The organism is Shewanella sp. A32 (assembly GCF_029167175.1).
In the GTDB taxonomy this organism is placed as follows: Bacteria; Pseudomonadota; Gammaproteobacteria; order Enterobacterales; family Shewanellaceae; genus Shewanella; species Shewanella yunxiaonensis.
In genome coordinates this window covers 375,673-394,103 of sequence record NZ_JARFTS010000001.1, presented here as the reverse complement: position 1 = coordinate 394,103, position 18,431 = coordinate 375,673, and the positions used below count along the sequence as shown (strand labels likewise).

Below are 18,431 nucleotides of genomic sequence, written 5' to 3'. Positions count from 1 at the left end.
TCAGCGTCTGGAGCGGGAAGCGTAATGCTTTAGCAATCCCGGTACGTCCAGGATCAGCGCAATTCCTCCGTCAGACGTAATGGTGGCACCGGCCATCCCTGGAGTTCCATGCAACAGGGTACCCAATGGCTTGATCACCACTTCTTCCTGACCAATTAATGCATCAACAACAAAGCCGACATGCTTTAACCCCAACTGCACAATGACTACATGACCCAGGCGCTTTTCACCTGATTTAATACTCCGGGGATGACGATTAAGCCATTGTTCCAGATAAAAAAGTGGTATTGCTTTGTCTCTGACAATCACGGTCAGCTGGCCATCCACCACATTGGTTTTACCCAGATCTAGATGGAAGATTTCATTCACGCTGGACAAAGGTAGCGCAAACACTTGCTTTGCCACCTCGACCATCAACGTTGGCATAATCGCCAAAGTCAACGGCACTTTAATTTCAAGGCGAGTGCCTTTGCCTTTCTCTGAATCAATATGCACGGAGCCATTAAGCTGCGTAATGCGGGTTTTCACCACATCCATGCCCACGCCACGCCCGGAGATATCAGAAATTTCGGTTTTTGTGGAAAATCCGGGGGCGAAGATCAGGTTATAGGCATCCTGATTCGACATTCTGGCGGCAGTATCTTCATCCAGCACACCACGCTTGATGGCAATTGCCTTCAGCTTTTCCGGATCCATACCCGCACCATCATCCTCAATTTTCAAGAGGATGTGGTCGCCTTCCTGACTCGCTGCCAGGGTAATGATCCCCGTACGAGACTTGCCACAGGCTTCGCGCACCTCCGGCATCTCAATCCCATGGTCTACAGAGTTACGGACCAGGTGTACCAGCGGATCTGCCAGAGCTTCTACTAAGTTTTTATCCAGGTCGGTTTCTTCACCCACCATGCGTAATTCAATATCTTTATTGAGGCTACGCGCCAGGTCGCGTACAACTCGCGGAAAGCGCCCGAACACCTTTTTAATTGGCTGCATTCGGGTTTTCATTACGGCACCTTGCAGATCTGATGTCACCAGATCCAGGTTTGCCAGCGCCTTACTCATATCCTCATCTTCACGAGAAACGCCAAGACTCACCAGTCGATTACGAACCAGTACCAGCTCACCCACCATATTCATAATCTGGTCAAGTCGCGCGGTATCTACACGTACAGTGGTTTCCGCTTGCGGCGCACTATTACCAGGATGGCTGGCAACTGCTTTGCTGGTTACAACTTCTTTGACGGGAACCGGAGCTTTAGTTTCCGCGGGGACGGCTTTAGCAGCAGATACGATGGTTTCAGCCGCTTTGGGTGTTACAGGTGCTTTAGCTGCCGCGGCCACTGGTGGTTTTTCAGCGGCGACTTCTAGTCCTGGAGCCTTACCCTTGCCATGCAGTTGATCTAACAATGCTTCAAATTCATCTTCAGATATCTCATCTGAATCCACCTGATGGCTACTGGTTTCAACCGCGACTGGCTTGGCTTCAGGATTATTGGAGAATTTGCCTTTGCCATGTAGCTCATCTAATAAGGCTTCAAATTCATCATCTGTAATATCATCAGCGGTTTTGGGGGCTGCGGGGGTGACCTTAACTGGTGTTACCGCGGTAGATGGCCCCTTGCCCTGACCATGCAAGGCATCCAGTAACGCTTCAAATTCGGTTTCATCGATATCGTCAATACTGCCGCTGTCCGCAGCAGGCTCCGGTGCGGAAGCAGAAGGCGTTTCCACCGGAGAAACTGACGCCAACATCTCGTCAAATAATGCATCAGCGCTGTCAACAGCATCAGTTTCGGCCATATCAGCGATGGCAGTTTCGTTAGCGACGTCAATAGCTGCACTAGCCCCGGATTCGGAAGGCAAAGGTGCGCCGGAACTCAACAGTTTGAGACTGGCCAGCAGCTGCGGATCTGCGGGTTGTTGCTCTTCTCCTGCCTGAGTCTGACCAAACATCACATTTATGGCATCCAGCGCTTGCAGGATGATATCCATTAATTCTGCGCTGACACTGCGTTTGCCGGTACGCAATAAATCAAAGGTATTTTCTGCTTCGTGGCAGACATCCACCATAGGGGCCAGTCCCAAAAAGCCGGCGCCGCCCTTTACGGTATGAAAGCCACGAAAAATTGCGTTTAATAAGTCGGTGTCATCTGGATTATTCTCCAGCTGAACTAACTGTTCCTGAAGCAATTCCAAAATCTCTCCGGCTTCGATTAAAAAATCCTGCAGGATCTCTTCATCAACATCAAAGGCCATCAATATGACTCCTCATCAGAACCCAAGACTTGAGAGCAAATCGTCCACTTCATCTTGGCCTGCCACTACATCCTGTCGGCTACTGGCATTATGAATAGGGCCTTCAGCATCGATATTATTTTCTCTGACACTGGTAAGGCTCTCATTGGGCTGCGCCCCAAACATGGTCAACAATGACACTAAATTACTTTCGACTTCTTTTACTAAATCAATCACACGGCGGATCATCTGCCCGGTGAGATCCTGGAAATCTTGCGCTAACAAAATCTGGTTCAGCAACTCATGTAAACGACCTGAGTCTGCTTCAGTTTGTGCCATGAAATGCTGTACGTCATGGCAAAGCGTTTTGAACTCTCCAAGGGAAAGATTTCTGCGCATCAGTCTGTCCCACGAAGGTTTGATATTGGTCAGGCTGACACTGAGTGCATCGGAAAGTGGCAGGCACTCTTCTACGGCATCCATCGTTTTGTTGGCCGCCTGTTCCGTCATATCGATGACAAAACTCAAACGCTCCTTCGCATCAGGAATATCGTTATTGGTCAGCTCCACCAAACGACTGTCGATCGGAAATTCATTTAACGAATTGTGTAACTGCCGGGTCAGTTTACCGACTTCGGCAAACAGTTCCTGTTGGATGGGCTGGCATAACTCACGAACGACTTCATCCGCTTGTTGTTGTTGTCCGGCCGATAGCAGTTCGACCAAATACTGAGCTTGTTCTAGCGTAATGAGCGCATTTTCTTCTGCCTTCATATCTCCCCCGAAATCAACCAAGTCGTTCAAAAATTTTGTCCAACTTCTCTTTCAGGGTTGCCGCGGTAAATGGTTTAACGACATAGCCGTTGACCCCTGCTTGAGCGGCGGCGATGATCTGTTCGCGTTTAGCTTCAGCAGTTACCATTAACACTGGAATATTTTTCAGATTTTCGTCAGCTCGAATCGCTCTTAACAGGTCAATGCCCTGCATTCCCGGCATATTCCAATCGGTGACAACAAAATCGAAATCACCTTTCTGCAGCATTGGTAGCGCAGTTGACCCATCATCGGCTTCCTGGGTGTTGTTAAACCCAAGATCCCGCAACAGGTTTTTGATAATTCTTCTCATCGTTGAAAAATCGTCAACAATAAGAATTTTCATGTTTTTATCCAAAGTTTCCTCCGCAGAGCTGAATTTTTAAAACCGCTCAAAAACTGCTTAATTCTGTGTCCAATGCCTGAGCTTAGCTTTGAGTCGTAGCATCGCCTGACTGTGGATCTGACTGACTCTAGACTCACTGACATCCAAAATAGCACCAATTTCTTTCAAATTGAGTGCTTCATCATAATAAAGCGACAGAACAAGCGCATCTCTTTCCGGCAGAAGTTTGATCGCCTCAGCCAAAGCATCACGAAACTGATTATTTGCCAGCATCTCATAGGTATCATCTGCCGCCATTTCATCGGCGAAAAAAGCATCAGGCGCACCACCAAGATCTTCAATTCCTATGATTTTACCGCAAGATACGTCACTTAGAATGTGATGATATTCATCAAGTGGCATTTCCAGTCGCTCCGCAATCTCGACATCGCGAGCATCGCGCCCCAACTCCTGTTCGAGTTCATCAATGACTTGGGCAATGCGCCGTTGATTACGATGCACCGACCGTGGTAGCCAATCACCGCGACGAATCTCGTCAATCATCGCGCCTCGAATACGGATCCCGGCAAAAGTCTCAAACTTGGCGCCTTTGCTACCATCAAACTTTGCGGCTGCTTCCAGCAACCCCATCATGCCAGCTTGCAGGAGGTCATCCAGTTGGACAGAAGCCGGTAAGCGTGCCAGTAAATGATGCGCAATCCGTTTCACCAGCGGCGCATACTGGTTAACGATTGAGCTTTTATCGTCAAAACCTGCATACGCTGCGGCCATTTTATTCACTGGTACCTTCCTCCTGATATTCAGGTTTCTGTACCAAACGTTCAACAAAGAATTCGAGATGGCCGCCCGGTTGCTGCGGTATCGGCCAGCTAATCACTTTATTGGCTAATCCCTGATAAGCGATACTGGCTGGGGATTTGGGAAAGGCTTCCACAATAAGTTTCTGCTTACGAACCGACTTGCGTAAGTTTTCATCAAAGGGAATAGTCGCGACCAACTCCAGCGCAACGTCCAGAAAGCGGTCGGTGACTTTACTGAGTTTGGCAAAAAGTTCCATCCCTTCTCGCAAACTGCGCACCATATTCGCCACAATTTTAAAGCGGAAAACGCCATGCTCGCGGCTAAGAATTTTAATCAGCGCATAGGCGTCAGTAATTGATGTCGGTTCGTCACAAACCACCACCAGCACATCTTGTGAGGCCCGGGAAAAACTCAGCACCATGTCGGAAATACCAGCAGCAGTATCCACAATGAGTACATCAAACTGAGTTTTCATTTCGCTGAAGGCACGAATTAACCCGGCATGTTGTGCCGGGCTCAACTCAACCATGGCCTGAGTACCTGAAGTAGCGGGAATAATCCCAATACCTTTAGGACCACGCACTATAATGTCATCGAGTTCAGCTTCACCGGACAACACGTGGGAAAGGTTGCGTTCGGCTCTGAGTCCCAGCATCACATCGACGTTCGCCAGCCCCAAATCCGCATCCAGCACCATTACCCGCTTGCCCTTTTCTGCGAGCGCCACGGCAGTATTAATTGCAACGTTGGTTTTGCCAACGCCACCTTTGCCACCGGTAACGGCAATTACTTTTACTTTATCGTTTTGTTGTTGATTTATCATTCGTAAACCACTCGCTTGATCCCGGGTCATAGCTTTACTCAAATGCATAGGTCATTTCGGGTGACCTGGATTCAGGGTTAAAATCTGTCGCTTCTGTCCGGTTTAAAACAGCCAGAGCCTGCTTTGCCAATCCTAACGTATCGGCGACTTGCATATCTTCCGGCACTCTTTGTCCATCAGTGGTATAACTCAACGATAAACCACTTTGGATTAACACACTTAACGCCGCCCCCAAGGACACTGATTCATCCAGCTTAGTTAATATAGCGCCAGCCAGTGGAATCCGCTTGAATTGGCTGATAGCTTCTTGCAACACCCGCCGTTGTCCAGTAGATGGCAGCACTAAAAAGCTGCGGATAGGCAAGCGGCTGTTGGCAGTTAGACTGTCAAGTTGCTGACACAAGCGCATATCCCGCTGACCCATACCAGCTGTATCAATCAATACCAGTTTACGATTGCGGAATTGATAAACAATCTGCTCCAACTCATTGAGATCTTGGGCTTGCTTTACCGGACATCCCATTATCTTGCCATAAGTTGCCAATTGCTCAAAGGCTCCGATTCGATAATGATCGGTGGTGATCAACACCACGGAATCTGGACCGTGATGCGCAATAAATCTTGCAGCAATTTTCGCCAAAGTGGTGGTTTTACCAACACCAGTAGGACCCACCAAGGCCACAATGCCCCCTTGACGTACAATATCGTCACCTTGGTTACTCAGCAGATTAGCAAGTGACTGTGGCAACGCTTTTACCAGATCAGCCGGAGAATAATGCTGTGATAATGACGCTAATTTATTAGCAACCTGAGGGGCGAATTCCGCTTCCAGCAGCCGCCGCTCAAGCATTGCGCCCACTGGATCATGGCGATTCTTATAATCCATCATTAACTCGTTCATCTGATGAGTCAGCAGATTGCGTAAAGAGGATAGCTCCTGACGCATGGCTTCCAGCTCCTGCTGTTGTTTGACATTGTTATTTTTGCTACTGAGTGTAGACGCTGCACCAATATCCGGCTGATTTTGCTTTGGCTTACTGCTGGCGTCATTTGCTAGGCCGCGTGCCCAGGCGGGTAATTCATCATCTTTACCTGGTTGCGGTTGTTTCGCTAATTGCTGATTCAGTCGGTTGTGTTGTCTTTCCAGTAGTGCCTGTAACGAGTCTGCAGCGGGTGCAGTTTTAGCTTTGCTTTCGGTACGTATATGTCCCAAAGACACTTTATCTTCACTGAGATCGCTAAATACTGGTGCCGGTGCCACCGTTGGCTGCGGCTCGTCGTAGTCAACTGCTGCCACAATCTCAATGCCGCCAGTGACTTTCTTGTTAGACATAATGACCGCATCCGCCCCAAGGGTGTCTTTTACCTGTGCCAGCGCAGCACGCATATCTTTGGCAAAAAATCTTTTTATTTTCACTCTTCGTTACTCCTACTGGCCTACAGCGGAAACAATACGGATCTGCTTTTCATCAGGCACTTCCTGATATGAGATCACCCGTAAGTTCGGGATAGTGTGCTTGACGAATCGTGACAAGGTGGCGCGCAGCATACCCGATGTCAGCAGAATAGCGGGTTGTCCCACCATCTCCTGTTTCTGTGCTGCGCTGGCAAGGGATTTTTGCATCCGCTCTGCCAACCCGGGTTCAATATTCGGCCCTTCACCGCCTGTCGCTTGCATAGACTGATGCAACATCTGTTCCAACTCTGGCGCCAAAGTAATGACAGGGATTTCCGCTTCCGACCCAGCGATTTCTTGCACAATCATGCGTTTAAGCGCAATACGCACCGCAGCCGTTAACACTTCGGTATCGTTACTCTTCGGTCCATATTCCAGCAAGGTCTGGATGATAGTGCGCAGATCGCGCACCGAAACACCTTCATTCAGCAGGTTCTGCATCACCTTAACAACGTTGCCCAGCGACATAACGTCAGGCACAAAACCATCCACCAGTTTCGGCGCACGTTTGGCCAGCATATCCAGCAGCTGTTGTACTTCTTCGTAGCCAAGTAGCTTGGCCGCATTATTTGTAAGCAACTGACTTAAATGGGTAGCGATAACAGTTGAGGTATCCACCACGGTATAGCCAAGCGTCTGCGCATGTTCACGTAATTCAGGCGCAATCCACACCGCATCAAGGCCAAACGCCGGATCTTTGGTTTCTACACCATCAAGTTTGCCAAACACCTGGCCAGGATTGATTGCCAGTTCACAATCATGGCGTACTTCGGCCTCACCGCAAGCTACCCCCATCAGTGAGATACGATAGGCGCTAGGTGACAGATCTAAATTATCGCGAATGTGCACAGCTGGAACCAGGAATCCCAGTTCCTGCGATAACTTTTTGCGTACGCCTTTAATACGACTGAGAAGTTCACCGCCCTGCCCTTTATCCACCAACGGGATCAGACGATAACCCACTTCTAAGCCGATGGTATCTACCGGACGAACATCATCCCAACTGAGTTCTTTGGGTTCATTAAGATTTTTTTCGGTTGGACCTTTTTTGGCCAGTTCTAACGCCTGCTGTTTATTCTTGTCATTACGTTTAAAAATGAAATAAGCGCCGGTAGAGGCCAACAACGCAAAGGAAAGAAATGCCAGATGTGGCATGCCAGGCACAATGCCCATAACGAACAGCACGGCGGCAGCGATCATCAGTGACTTAGGATTGTCGAACATCTGCTGAACGACTTGTTGCCCCATATCGCCAGACTCATTCTGTCGGGTCACCATTAAAGCCGCGGCGATAGACAATAAAAGGCCTGGGATCTGCGCCACTAAACCATCACCAATGGTCAGCAAGGTATAAATTTCTACCGCCTGCGAGAAACTCAAACCGTGCTGCACGATCCCGATAATAAAACCGCCCACGATGTTAATGCAGAGGATCAGAATACCGGCGATTGCATCGCCTTTGACAAATTTGGAGGCACCATCCATAGACCCGTAGAAGTCGGCTTCACTGGTGACTTCCGCACGGCGCAAACGGGCTTGATCCTGATTGATAATGCCTGCGTTAAGGTCGGCATCAATCGCCATCTGCTTGCCAGGCATCGCATCCAAGGTAAAGCGGGCACTGACTTCAGAAATGCGGCCAGCGCCTTTAGTAACAACAGCAAAGTTGATGATAATGAGGATCAGAAAGACCACCAGACCTACGGCATAATTGCCACCAATCACCACGGTTCCGAAGGCTTCAATCACCTTACCGGCCGCCTCCGGACCGTTGTGACCTTCCAGCAACACGACTCGGGTAGAGGCAACGTTCAGCGCCAAACGTAGCAAAGTGGCGACCAGTAACACGGTGGGAAATGCGGCAAAATCCAGCGGCCGACTAGTGTACACCGCCACCAACAACACCACCAATGCGAGTGCAATGTTGAATGAAAACAGAATATCCAGCAGAAACGCCGGCATCGGAAGCACAATCATCGCCAGCACGGCGAGCACCAGTAGCGGAGTACCAATCCCTTTAAAGGTGGCCGGTTTAACCTGACGCAGTTGCCCGAATGTCGCTCTTACATCCATCTTTCAGCCTGAGTTTTGACACTTTAGTCCCATTAGGCAAAATTCAGGCCAATCACCGTTTAATATTGGCGGAATTCTTCAGGTATTGGCTGGTTAAGTGGCAACGGTGTAGGTTTCCGACCACGGCCTTTCTGGTATTGTCGTAACTGATAAACATAGGCCAGCACTTGAGCAACAGCGGTAAACAAACCGTCAGGAATTTGCTGCTCCAGTTTTGTAGTATGGTAAATCGCGCGAGCAAGTAATGGTGCGGCGACAATGGGCACATTATATTCCCGGGCAATTTCTCGGATTTTAAAGGCGATTTCATCAGTCCCTTTTGCAACCAGATATGGCGCCGGAGACTTTTTCGCATCGTATTTGAGTGCAACTGCAAAATGCTCAGGGTTAACCACAATCACATCCGCTTTGGGCACCTCAGACATCATCCGTCGCTGTGCCATCTCCCTCTGTAACTGACGAATACGTCCCTTCACTTCAGGCTTACCCTCTGTGTCTTTGTATTCGTCTTTCACTTCCTGCTTGGTCATCCGTAACTGCTTATTGTGATTCCACAGCTGATATGGCACATCGATAACCACGATCAGAAGGGTCGATGCACACAACAAAATAAAATTCCAAATCAGCAACTTAAGCCCATGCGCAACATTTCCGGGCAGATTATCATGCGACAGGCCTAAGATTTCCGGAAAATAATATGTGAGTAACAGATAAGCCGCTAAGCCAACCACTGAAAACTTTGCAATCCCTTTGGTGAGTTCAACTAAGGCTTGGATACCAAACATACGTTTAAGACCCGTCATCGGGTTCATTTTGCTGCCTTTCGGCATGATGGCTTCTGAGGAGATAGTGATGCCGCCAAGCGCTATATTACCGACGAAGGCGATCACGCCGAGCATGGCAATAAAGCCCAATATCGGCCAGCCAAGATCACTGATGACAGTTTGCCACACAGTAAACATACTGTTGGTGTCGAAGATCTGACTACGATCCATCGTGTAAATATCGGTCATCGCCGACTTAAGGCTCAGGGCGATATCGGGTCCCAGCACTAACAGGCCAATGCCTGAAGCCAACAACACTGCCGAAGTACCTAACTCGCGAGAACGTGCAACCTGACCTTTTTCGCGCGCCTGTTCTAAGCGCCTCGACGTCGCCTGTTCGGTCTTTTCCTGGCCGTCCTGATTTTCAGCCATCAGAACCCTCCGTCGACTTTACATTGCAGTTGCGCAATATCGCACAGCAGCACCTGCGCAGCGTGCCACACATCATCGAAATGTGCCATCACCGGGCTGAGCGTTAGCCACAAAATGAGCAGACCACCGATCATAGTGACCGGAAACCCGATAGAGAAAATATTCAGTTGTGGCGACGCACGGGTCATCACGCCGAAGGTCAGGTTGATGGTTAGCAGCGCTACAATCGCTGACATTGACATCGTCAATGCCGCACCAAACATGTAACTGCCCCATTCAGCCAATTCACGATAGCTGGCGATGTTGATCCCCTGCGTGGATACCGGAATGGTATTAAAGCTGGCAACCAACATGCGGATCATCACCAGATGCCCATCGACACTGAGAAAAATCAAGGTCGTCAGTACCAGAAAGAAGTTACCGACGACTGGCGTCTGTTGCCCAGATGCCGGATCTACCATCGAGGCAAAGCCCAAACTGGTTTGCATACCGATGATCTGCCCGGTCAGCACAAAGGTCTGCATCAGCAACAAAGTGACAAAACCCATCGCAGAGCCAATCAGCAACTGCTGAATTGTCACAAACACCGATTGCAAGGATAACAATTCTATTTTGGGCATGGCGGGTAACACTGGTGCCACTGCCACGGTGATGGCTATCGCCATCAATAACCGCACCCGTGTCGGCGTGGTGCTGGCGCCAAATATCGCCATCACCATTAACATACTGGCAATACGAAACAACGGCCAAAGATAAGCCGCCAGCACCTGTTGAATAGAATCGAACAGGATCTCCATGGGTTATCCCACCACTTGCGGGATCCGCTGTACCATTTCCATGAAGAAATCCATTAACGTCTGCACTAGCCAATGACCGAGAAACATTAATGCCAACAACGTGGTTAACAAGCGTGGCAGAAAACTCAGTGTCTGTTCGTTGATGGAAGTTGCAGCCTGAAAAACCGACACTATCAAGCCAATAATCAAACTGGGAACAACCACGGCAGACACGATGATAACAATTACCGACAGCGCTTCACGTAGGACGTCGACAAAAGCTTCCGGTGTCATAGGTTGCCTCCCTATTGTCCAAAACTGTTGGCGAGCGTGCCCATGACCAGCGTCCAGCCATCCACCAACACAAACAGCATGATCTTAAATGGCAACGATACAATCATTGGCGATAACATCATCATCCCCATCGCCATCAAGATACTGGCGACCACCAAATCCAGCACCAGAAACGGGATAAACAACATAAAACCAATCTGAAATGCCGTCTTTAATTCACTGGTAATAAACGCCGGGATCACCACCGTAATCGGGGTATCTTCCGGCTTCTGGATATCTTTATATCCGGCAATTTCAATAAATGAGTTGAGGTCAGTATTGCGTGTCTGCGCCAGCATAAACTTTTTGAGCGGACCTTCACCGACTTTCACCGCCTGTTGCAACGTCATGGTATCGTTCATGTAGGGCTGCACGGCTTCGTCATAAATCTTGTCGAACACCGGAGACATAATGAAGAAGGTCATAAACAGGCTAATACCAATAAGCACTTGATTAGAAGGTGTTTGTTGCAGCCCCAATGCCTGTCTGAGGATCGCCAGCACCACGATAATCCGGGTAAAAGAGGTCAGCATGATGATCATCGCTGGCAGGAAGCTCAGCGCCGTCATCAGCAACAAGATCTGCATGGTTACCGAATACTCGGTACCGCCATTGGGCCCGGTAGTCACGGTCACAGCCGGAAATAACGCATCCTGTGCCTGAGCAACAGATGGCACGAAAAACGCGACTAAAATCGCTATCAACAATGACCATCTCATTGTCGATCCTGCCTGACCATTTTTAGTCGGTCAGCGAAACTGTTAGCTTCCACGGTGACCGGATTCTGCAGTTTATCGAGCAGCGTAATCTGACTGGAAGTCACGCCCAACAGATATTGCTGACCATCAAGCTCTGCTAGTACCAGGCGTTCTTTCGGGCCTACCGGCGTTTGTGCCAGCGTCTTAATGACCCCGTGGGTGCCACTTACCAGATTCAGACGTTTAAGCAGATAAGCCAGCGCAAAAATGATCAGCAAGACTAATAACAGGCCGCCAAACATCCCGGCAAAGGCACTGATATCCAGTGTACCTTTACTGGTAACGGCCTGTGCGGCATCAGCAGTGGTGGCAAGTGTTTGACTCATAGTTGACTCACTTGAGTTTCTTAATTCGTTCAGTCTGACTGATCACATCAGTCAAGCGAATACCGAACTTATCGTTAACCACAACAACTTCACCATGGGCTACCAGCGTACCGTTAACCATCACGTCCAGAGGTTCCCCGGCGACACGATCCAGTTCAACCACCGAGCCCTGGTTAAGCTGCAACAGGTTACGAATACTGATAAAGCTGCGCCCCACTTCCATCGATATGGTCACCGGAATGTCCAGAATGGTGTCCAGCTTGGGATCATCCACATTTGCGGCTGTCGCCGTGCTTTTCAGTTCATCCAGCTCCACGGCTTGGGCTTCTTGTTCGGCTTGTTCTGCCATTGCTGCTGCCCAATCGTCCATCTCATCGTTACTCATGCGTATTGCACCTTATATTTCTGAGAGATTTTTTGACTTATTTTTATGCGTCACTAACTGCAACTCGGTCTTAACTGTCTCTGGTCGTGGAATTTTGGTTGCGATCTGCAATGCTAGGTTATCTTGTACTTTCCCCAGTTTACAGCGATAGGTTGGCAAATCTTCAATCCGCATCACCAGATATTCCGGTAAATCTATCGGAATGACATCGCCCGCTTTAAATTGCATCACATCGCGTAGAGACAGCTCTTTTTGCACCACAGTTGCATCAAACCCGACTTTCACATCCATGATTTCATCTTTAAGCGCTTGAGACCAACGCATGTCGGTATCCTGCTTATCACTTTGTACGCCAGCATCCAGCAATTCACGGATCGGCTCAATCATGGAATATGGCATGGTGATATGAAAATCACCGCCGCCACCGTCAACTTCAATGTGGAACGAATTCACCACCACCACTTCGGTCGGGCTGACAATATTGGCCATGGCCGGGTTAACTTCGGAATCCAGAAAATCGAATTCCACATCCATCACCGGTGCCCAGGCATCTTTGTAATCTTCAAAGATAATCTTCATCAGTAGCTGAATGATACGGCGTTCTGTCGGTGTAAATTCGCGACCTTCAATTTTGGCATGAAAACGCCCATCGCCACCAAAGAAGTTATCCACCAGAATAAACACCAGTCTGGCTTCCATGGTGATCAGCGCCGTGCCTTTCAGCGGATTAAACCGCACCATGTTCAGACTGGTAGGCACAAACAAGGTATGCACATATTCGCCGAATTTCAGCATCTGCACGCCATTGATCGACACTTCTGCAGAGCGGCGCATCATGTTGAACATACTGATACGCATGTGTCGCGCAAAACGCTCATTCACAATTTCCAGCGTTGGCATGCGCCCACGAACGATACGATCCTGAGAGGAAAAATCGTAACTTTTCGCCTCAAAGCCAGATTCTTCGGCTTCGTCCTCATCGATATCATCAACACCATGTAACAGCGCGTCAATCTCGTCCTGGCTTAATAAGTCGCTCACGATATCGCCTCTATCTTGTTCAATCCTGGGCTATTGCATCACAAAACCGGTAAACAGCACTTTTTCCACCAGTTTGCGTCCGGTGACCGGTTGCAAAGTGTTTTGCACATTCAACAATGCCAGTTGCCGTAATTCATCTTTTCCAGCCTGAGTGCTGAGTTTGTCAACACTGGCACTACTGAAGGTTGTCAGCAGCGCATCTTCCACCAGCGGAATATGTTTTTTCAACACAGTGTCATCATCACTTCCGCGGACCATCAGCTGTACTTTTATCTCAACCACGCGGGTCTGATTATTGCCCGGCAGGTTAAACAGAAACGGTCTTGGCATCGCCACATAATAAGCTTCTCTGGTGGTGTCTTTTTGCTCGGTTTTTACCGCATCAGAGGCCGGTGCGGCGTCCTTCTTTTCACCACCTAAAAACAACCACAGCACTACCGCAATGACAATTAACACCAGCAGACCAATGCCACCAAAAATTAGCAATTTGCGTTTGCTCTTGCTTTTGTCTTTTTCATCCTTAATTTCCTGCAATTGCAGTTCATCTTGCTCAGCCATGAAATCTTCCTGTTATTCCGCCAATAACGTTTCTGCCGTCATAGGTTACCTGCTCAGGCATAATAATCTATAGCGGATGTCGAAGTTAACGTCGGTTCCGTCGAACTAGTGAGTTCTTCGCCGGAAATTTCGCCAGATGTTCCCCCGAGATCGCCACGGCTATTGGCATTTCCTTGAGCATGACTTTGTTGCCCACCACCTTGAGATACCTGACCATCAGCCAATTGCATACCTTGTTGCTGTAATAAATCGCGTAAACGCGGCATGGATTGTTCCAACAAGTCTTTGGTGTGTGTTTGTGTCACATGAAACTGTACCTGGGTATGCTCACCTTGAACTTGCACTTTTACAGTCATGGCCCCCAGTTCAGGAGGATCTAAGCGGATCTCAGCATGATGGACGCCATTATTAACCATGGTCAGCAACTGCTGTTTCATCGCGGGTGCAAAGCGCTGGATCAGCTCCTGTGTATTCGGTTGCAGTTGTTCTCCCGCAGCCCGCAACGATAACTGGTATTGGGCCATCTCATTGCGATTTATTGCACCGGCATTATTCAACGGCGAGAGTGCTTGGATCGATTTCAGCTCCAGCGGACTCGTTTCTTGAGCGACTTTATCGTTGGCAGATTGAGCCATAACCGCTTTTTCGCTGAAATTAGCCGCGGCATTTTCCAAAGCAGCTTTAACACTGTCGCTAAACTTAGCAAGTTCGCCGTCATTCTGTCCGACATTTAACGTTGTCAAATCAACGGCAATCCCAGAGTCAGCTTTATTTTGGTCGTGAGCGTGAAGTTTATCCTGACTTTTATCAGCGGCCATCAACTGTGCTAACAACTGCTGTAACTGCCCAGACGGTGATGTTGGCGTCGTGGTCGTGGCAGTGGCTTGCAGAGATTCTGCATCATCGCCCGTATTTGACGCTTGAGCTGGAGTTGCCGCAGATGGCTGCAACACTGCGAACAAGGCAGCCAGCGCGTCAGCGAGAGAGGTATCGTCGTCTGTCGTTGACGCTTTTTTGTCATCAGCAGCTTTATCGTCAGTTGCGGATATCAGCAAATTTACGTCTGAGTCTGGATTCTTTGCCGCGCCCTTCGCACTCCCCTCAAGTAATGTGTTAGCAGCATTTTCAGCGGAGTTGTCTGCTTGCTGTAACAAGGCCGCGAGCGCTGCCATCAATTTTGCTAATGAATCTGCGACCGTTTCACTGTCATCAGTGACAGCAGTGGTGTTAGTCACCGAATCCGCAGTATCACCAGTCTGATTGGCGGCCTTGAGGTTTTGGGTCATCATTGCAGCTAATTGCTGCAACAATTGTTTGGGATCTTTGCTATCGGCTAATTGTTGCAACTGTTGCTGGTCCAGCCCAGCTAATTCTGCCAATTTTGTCACCGCCTTTTGTAATTTGGCATCAGGCGGCAACTTTTTGCCCATTGAGATCTGTCCCAGCACTGTCGCGACTTGGTCGTCTGCGCCAGCATCATTGCCAGTCACCTCATTAGCATTATCAGTAACAGCTTTAGTGTCAGTTTTCAGTTGGCCAGTAGGACTTTGATCTGAGCCCTGCAGTTTGGATTGAGCTTGCTGAAGTGCGTCAAAAAAACCAGCATTATCATTGAGTTTTGCCGCGTCTGACACGGCAGTCCCTTTAGCACTCTGGGTTCCCAATATAACGTTGTTGGCGAGCTGTTGCATGCTGTCCTCCAGCAGGGGGGCAGAACACTCTTTGGAGTGCGAGATTACTGCGACCCGAAATTTGGCGAAGTCTATTGATATAGCGATGAGAAAGCAAAAACCAGGCCAGCTATTAGATGGCGATTTATATCCCGTTGGTCAGCTTTCTGCGTAAAAATTGTTGAGCGGCAAATTCGTCGATTAGTTTTTGCTCTTGTTTGTCGGCACGTTGTTGTCTTTGCGACGCTTTTTTCTCTAGTAACATTTCCACGGCTTTCCGCTTTTGTTGTTTTTCCATCCAGTGTTGTTGGCGATGCTGCTTCTGCCGGTCAGCCTCAGCCACCACCGCCAGTTGCTGCTTAATCGCTTCATCTACCTGCCGCACAAATCGATGAAATTGTTGATAGTAATCGGCGCGAATTGGCTGTCCCTGTTGTGCGGCAAGTTGCCGCATATAATCGAGGCGATAGTCACGTAATGCTTGCAATTGATTAAGCCGTTTCTGATGTTCAAACTGCGCGGCTTTGAGTTTCAAGGCAGCTTGTTCTTCCGCATCTTTGGCTAGTTTCAATACCGTAAATAACGGATCCTTAGTTGCCATCTTTTTATCCTACACCCGGCACTGCGCGGCCAACTGTCCCAACATCTTTTCACTGTCGGAAAAACTTACCGATTCATGCATCCTTTGCCGTAAAAATGCATTGGTCGCCGTCTGCAAGCGAATAGCATTATCAATACGAGGATCACTACCCTGCGCATAAGCCCCAATAGAAATCAGATCACGATTTTGCTGATACAGGGAATACATCTGTTTAACGCGGCGCATCGACTCCAGGTGCTCAGCCGAGATCACCATCGGCGCAACACGACTGATGGAGGCTTCAATATCAATCGCAGGATAGTGCCCGGAATCGGCCAAGGTACGTGACAACACTATGTGACCATCAAGAATGGCACGCGAAGCATCAGCAATGGGATCTTGCTGATCATCGCCTTCCGTCAATACCGTATAGAACGCCGTGATTGATCCCTGCTTGTCGCTGCCATTCCCTGCACGCTCAACCAGGCGTGGCAATCGTGCAAATACTGACGGCGGATACCCTTTGGTTGCGGGAGGCTCCCCCACCGCTAACGCAATTTCACGCTGCGCCTGAGCGTAACGGGTCAGACTATCCATTAGTAGCAACACGTCATAGCCTAAATCGCGAAAATACTCGGCAATGCGGGTAGAGGTTTCACATGCCCGTAACCGCATCAACGGCGAAGTATCCGCTGGCGCAGCAACCACTACCGAACGCGCTCGCCCCTCTTGACCGAGGATCTCTTCAATGAACTCTTTTACTTCGCGACCACGCTCTCCCACCAGACCAACCACAATAATGTCGGCAGTGGTGCCGCGAGTCATCATCCCCAGCAACACACTTTTACCGACACCGGAGCCGGCAAACAACCCCATTCGTTGGCCTTTTCCCACGGTTAGCATGGCATTGATCGCACGAACGCCGACATCTAAAGGTTCAGTAATGGCGCGACGTGCCAACGGATTAATCGGTTCACTGTGCCGCGTGGCTTTTTCCTGGCTGCTAATAGGCCCCAAACCATCCAAGGGTTGACCATTACCGTCCAGTACCCGGCCTAAAAGCTTCATGCCGACGTTAAGTCCGGTTTGTTCACCTAACGGCATAACTCGGGCACCCGGCACCACACCGCGCAACTCTTCAACAGGCATCAGATATAGCAGTTCATCGTCAAACCCCACCACCTCGGCAACCAAGGCCCCAGCGCTGGTGTCAATTGCGCAGAGACTGCCCACCGGCGCCCGGCAACCTGTCGCCTCCAGCGTTAATCCGACAACGCGCACTAATTGCCCGCAGGCAACCGCCTGGTAAGGGCCAATATGTTGCTTGAGCTGGCTAAGCTCGTTAAGCAGATGGTGTCTGCGATGTTCCATCAACCTCTCCTGCACCATGAGCGATATCCGTTGATGGGGCGTCAGCTTGGGTGTTTGTGGCTTTGGCTTGCAATTGCTGTGTCTGTTGCTGTTCTTCTCTGGCTAACAGCTGCTGACGATGCCAAACCTCAGCAAACACTTGCTGTAACCGCATCTCCAGGCGCATATCCACTTGTGAACGTTGACAGCTGACAAGACAGTCACCGGCGCTTAATCCGGGATCGTTCTCCAATTGCCAATGGTTCCGAGCTAGCTGTTCCGCACCATACAGTGATTCAACCAATGCCACATCGTCAGGGTGCAATCTGATAACCACTTTTTGTTCTTTGATCGGCAGCGCGTCGATGCCCTGGCGCATCGCGGCCAGAATATGTTCGGGATGGGTTGCCAGTTCGTGTGCGATAACGCTACGGCTCAACTGTTCAGTCAGCGTCAGCAATGATTGTTCTATCTGCAGGTCCAACAGCGCCAACGGTGCGTTGAATTGTGCGAGCAACTGCTCGAAACGCGTTAACAGTGTCTGCGCTTGTTGTAAGCCCTCCGATTTTCCTTGCTCAAGTCCTTGCGCAAAACCTTCGGCGTGACCTTGCTCCAGGCCTTGTAGTCGTCCTTGTTCCAACCCTTCATTAAAACCAGCAGTTTTGCCTTCTGCAAAACCTTCCTGCTCAGCATCTGCCCGAATGGCTTCAATTTCAGCCATGGTTGGCGGTGCTACGGGTTTATCAACCTTAGCCGCCCGATATTCCGGAGCTTTACGGCCAAAGAGATTACTCTCCGTTTTCGGGGGTAACGATGCTCCGACATCCGGTAAAGGCCATGCGTCAAAATCCGTGACCGCTTCTGGCGGGATAATATTTTTTGATGGTATCTGATCAGCCATAGGGCAGCCC

19 protein-coding genes are annotated in these 18,431 nt (G+C 49.4%); all 19 read right to left on the bottom strand.

Going from position 1 to position 18,431, the window contains the following annotated elements:
* On the bottom strand, window positions 1-2,256 hold the full coding sequence (locus PY479_RS01730; RefSeq protein ID WP_275482671.1) for a chemotaxis protein CheA: 2,256 nt from the start codon (window positions 2,254-2,256) through the stop codon (window positions 1-3).
* A gap of 15 nt (window positions 2,257-2,271) precedes the next feature.
* Entirely contained in the window at window positions 2,272-3,009 is a 738-nt protein-coding gene (locus PY479_RS01725) for a protein phosphatase CheZ (RefSeq protein WP_275482670.1), read from the bottom strand.
* A gap of 13 nt (window positions 3,010-3,022) precedes the next feature.
* Entirely contained in the window at window positions 3,023-3,406 is a 384-nt protein-coding gene (cheY, locus tag PY479_RS01720; protein WP_133038538.1) for a chemotaxis response regulator CheY, read from the bottom strand.
* Between the two features lie 45 nt (window positions 3,407-3,451).
* Complete coding sequence (locus tag PY479_RS01715; protein WP_212595878.1) at window positions 3,452-4,174, bottom strand: RNA polymerase sigma factor FliA; 723 nt, start codon at window positions 4,172-4,174, stop codon at window positions 3,452-3,454.
* Window positions 4,167-5,048 (bottom strand): MinD/ParA family protein, encoded by an 882-nt coding sequence (locus PY479_RS01710; protein ID WP_275482669.1) that lies wholly within the window; start codon window positions 5,046-5,048, stop codon window positions 4,167-4,169. Before PY479_RS01710 ends, PY479_RS01715 begins: the two co-directional genes overlap by 8 nt.
* 4 nt (window positions 5,049-5,052) lie before the next feature.
* A complete protein-coding gene (gene flhF, locus PY479_RS01705) occupies window positions 5,053-6,435 on the bottom strand; it encodes a flagellar biosynthesis protein FlhF (protein ID WP_275482668.1) in 1,383 nt (460 codons plus the stop codon).
* A gap of 12 nt (window positions 6,436-6,447) precedes the next feature.
* Window positions 6,448-8,547 carry a flagellar biosynthesis protein FlhA gene (gene flhA / locus PY479_RS01700; protein WP_275482667.1) on the bottom strand — a complete coding sequence of 700 codons (2,100 nt, stop codon included), beginning with the start codon at window positions 8,545-8,547 and terminating at the stop codon, window positions 6,448-6,450.
* Window positions 8,548-8,606: 59 nt separating this feature from the next.
* Window positions 8,607-9,743 (bottom strand): flagellar biosynthesis protein FlhB, encoded by a 1,137-nt coding sequence (gene flhB / locus PY479_RS01695; RefSeq protein ID WP_275482666.1) that lies wholly within the window; start codon window positions 9,741-9,743, stop codon window positions 8,607-8,609.
* The gene (gene fliR / locus PY479_RS01690) at window positions 9,743-10,540 is read right to left on the bottom strand and encodes a flagellar biosynthetic protein FliR (RefSeq protein ID WP_275482665.1); all 798 of its coding nucleotides are present in this window, start codon (window positions 10,538-10,540) and stop codon (window positions 9,743-9,745) included. The genes flhB and fliR overlap by 1 nt, the downstream gene beginning before the upstream one ends.
* A 3-nt stretch (window positions 10,541-10,543) precedes the next feature.
* A complete protein-coding gene (gene fliQ, locus PY479_RS01685; protein WP_275482664.1) occupies window positions 10,544-10,813 on the bottom strand; it encodes a flagellar biosynthesis protein FliQ in 270 nt (89 codons plus the stop codon).
* A gap of 11 nt (window positions 10,814-10,824) precedes the next feature.
* Complete coding sequence (gene fliP, locus PY479_RS01680; RefSeq protein WP_212595871.1) at window positions 10,825-11,571, bottom strand: flagellar type III secretion system pore protein FliP; 747 nt, start codon at window positions 11,569-11,571, stop codon at window positions 10,825-10,827.
* The gene (fliO, locus tag PY479_RS01675) at window positions 11,568-11,936 is read right to left on the bottom strand and encodes a flagellar biosynthetic protein FliO (protein ID WP_275482663.1); all 369 of its coding nucleotides are present in this window, start codon (window positions 11,934-11,936) and stop codon (window positions 11,568-11,570) included. The genes fliP and fliO overlap by 4 nt, the downstream gene beginning before the upstream one ends.
* Before the next feature lie 7 nt (window positions 11,937-11,943).
* On the bottom strand, window positions 11,944-12,321 hold the full coding sequence (gene fliN / locus PY479_RS01670) for a flagellar motor switch protein FliN (protein ID WP_275482662.1): 378 nt from the start codon (window positions 12,319-12,321) through the stop codon (window positions 11,944-11,946).
* A gap of 12 nt (window positions 12,322-12,333) precedes the next feature.
* Entirely contained in the window at window positions 12,334-13,362 is a 1,029-nt protein-coding gene (gene fliM / locus PY479_RS01665; RefSeq protein WP_275482661.1) for a flagellar motor switch protein FliM, read from the bottom strand.
* 30 nt (window positions 13,363-13,392) lie between these two features.
* On the bottom strand, window positions 13,393-13,920 hold the full coding sequence (gene fliL / locus PY479_RS01660) for a flagellar basal body-associated protein FliL (protein WP_275482660.1): 528 nt from the start codon (window positions 13,918-13,920) through the stop codon (window positions 13,393-13,395).
* Window positions 13,921-13,973: 53 nt separating this feature from the next.
* Complete coding sequence (locus PY479_RS01655; RefSeq protein WP_275482659.1) at window positions 13,974-15,611, bottom strand: flagellar hook-length control protein FliK; 1,638 nt, start codon at window positions 15,609-15,611, stop codon at window positions 13,974-13,976.
* Window positions 15,612-15,735: 124 nt separating this feature from the next.
* A complete protein-coding gene (fliJ, locus tag PY479_RS01650; RefSeq protein WP_275482658.1) occupies window positions 15,736-16,191 on the bottom strand; it encodes a flagellar export protein FliJ in 456 nt (151 codons plus the stop codon).
* A 9-nt stretch (window positions 16,192-16,200) separates the two neighbouring features.
* Complete coding sequence (gene fliI / locus PY479_RS01645) at window positions 16,201-17,541, bottom strand: flagellar protein export ATPase FliI (RefSeq protein ID WP_275482657.1); 1,341 nt, start codon at window positions 17,539-17,541, stop codon at window positions 16,201-16,203.
* A complete protein-coding gene (gene fliH / locus PY479_RS01640; RefSeq protein WP_275482656.1) occupies window positions 17,513-18,421 on the bottom strand; it encodes a flagellar assembly protein FliH in 909 nt (302 codons plus the stop codon). Before fliH ends, fliI begins: the two co-directional genes overlap by 29 nt.
* Window positions 18,422-18,431: the final 10 nt, after the last annotated feature.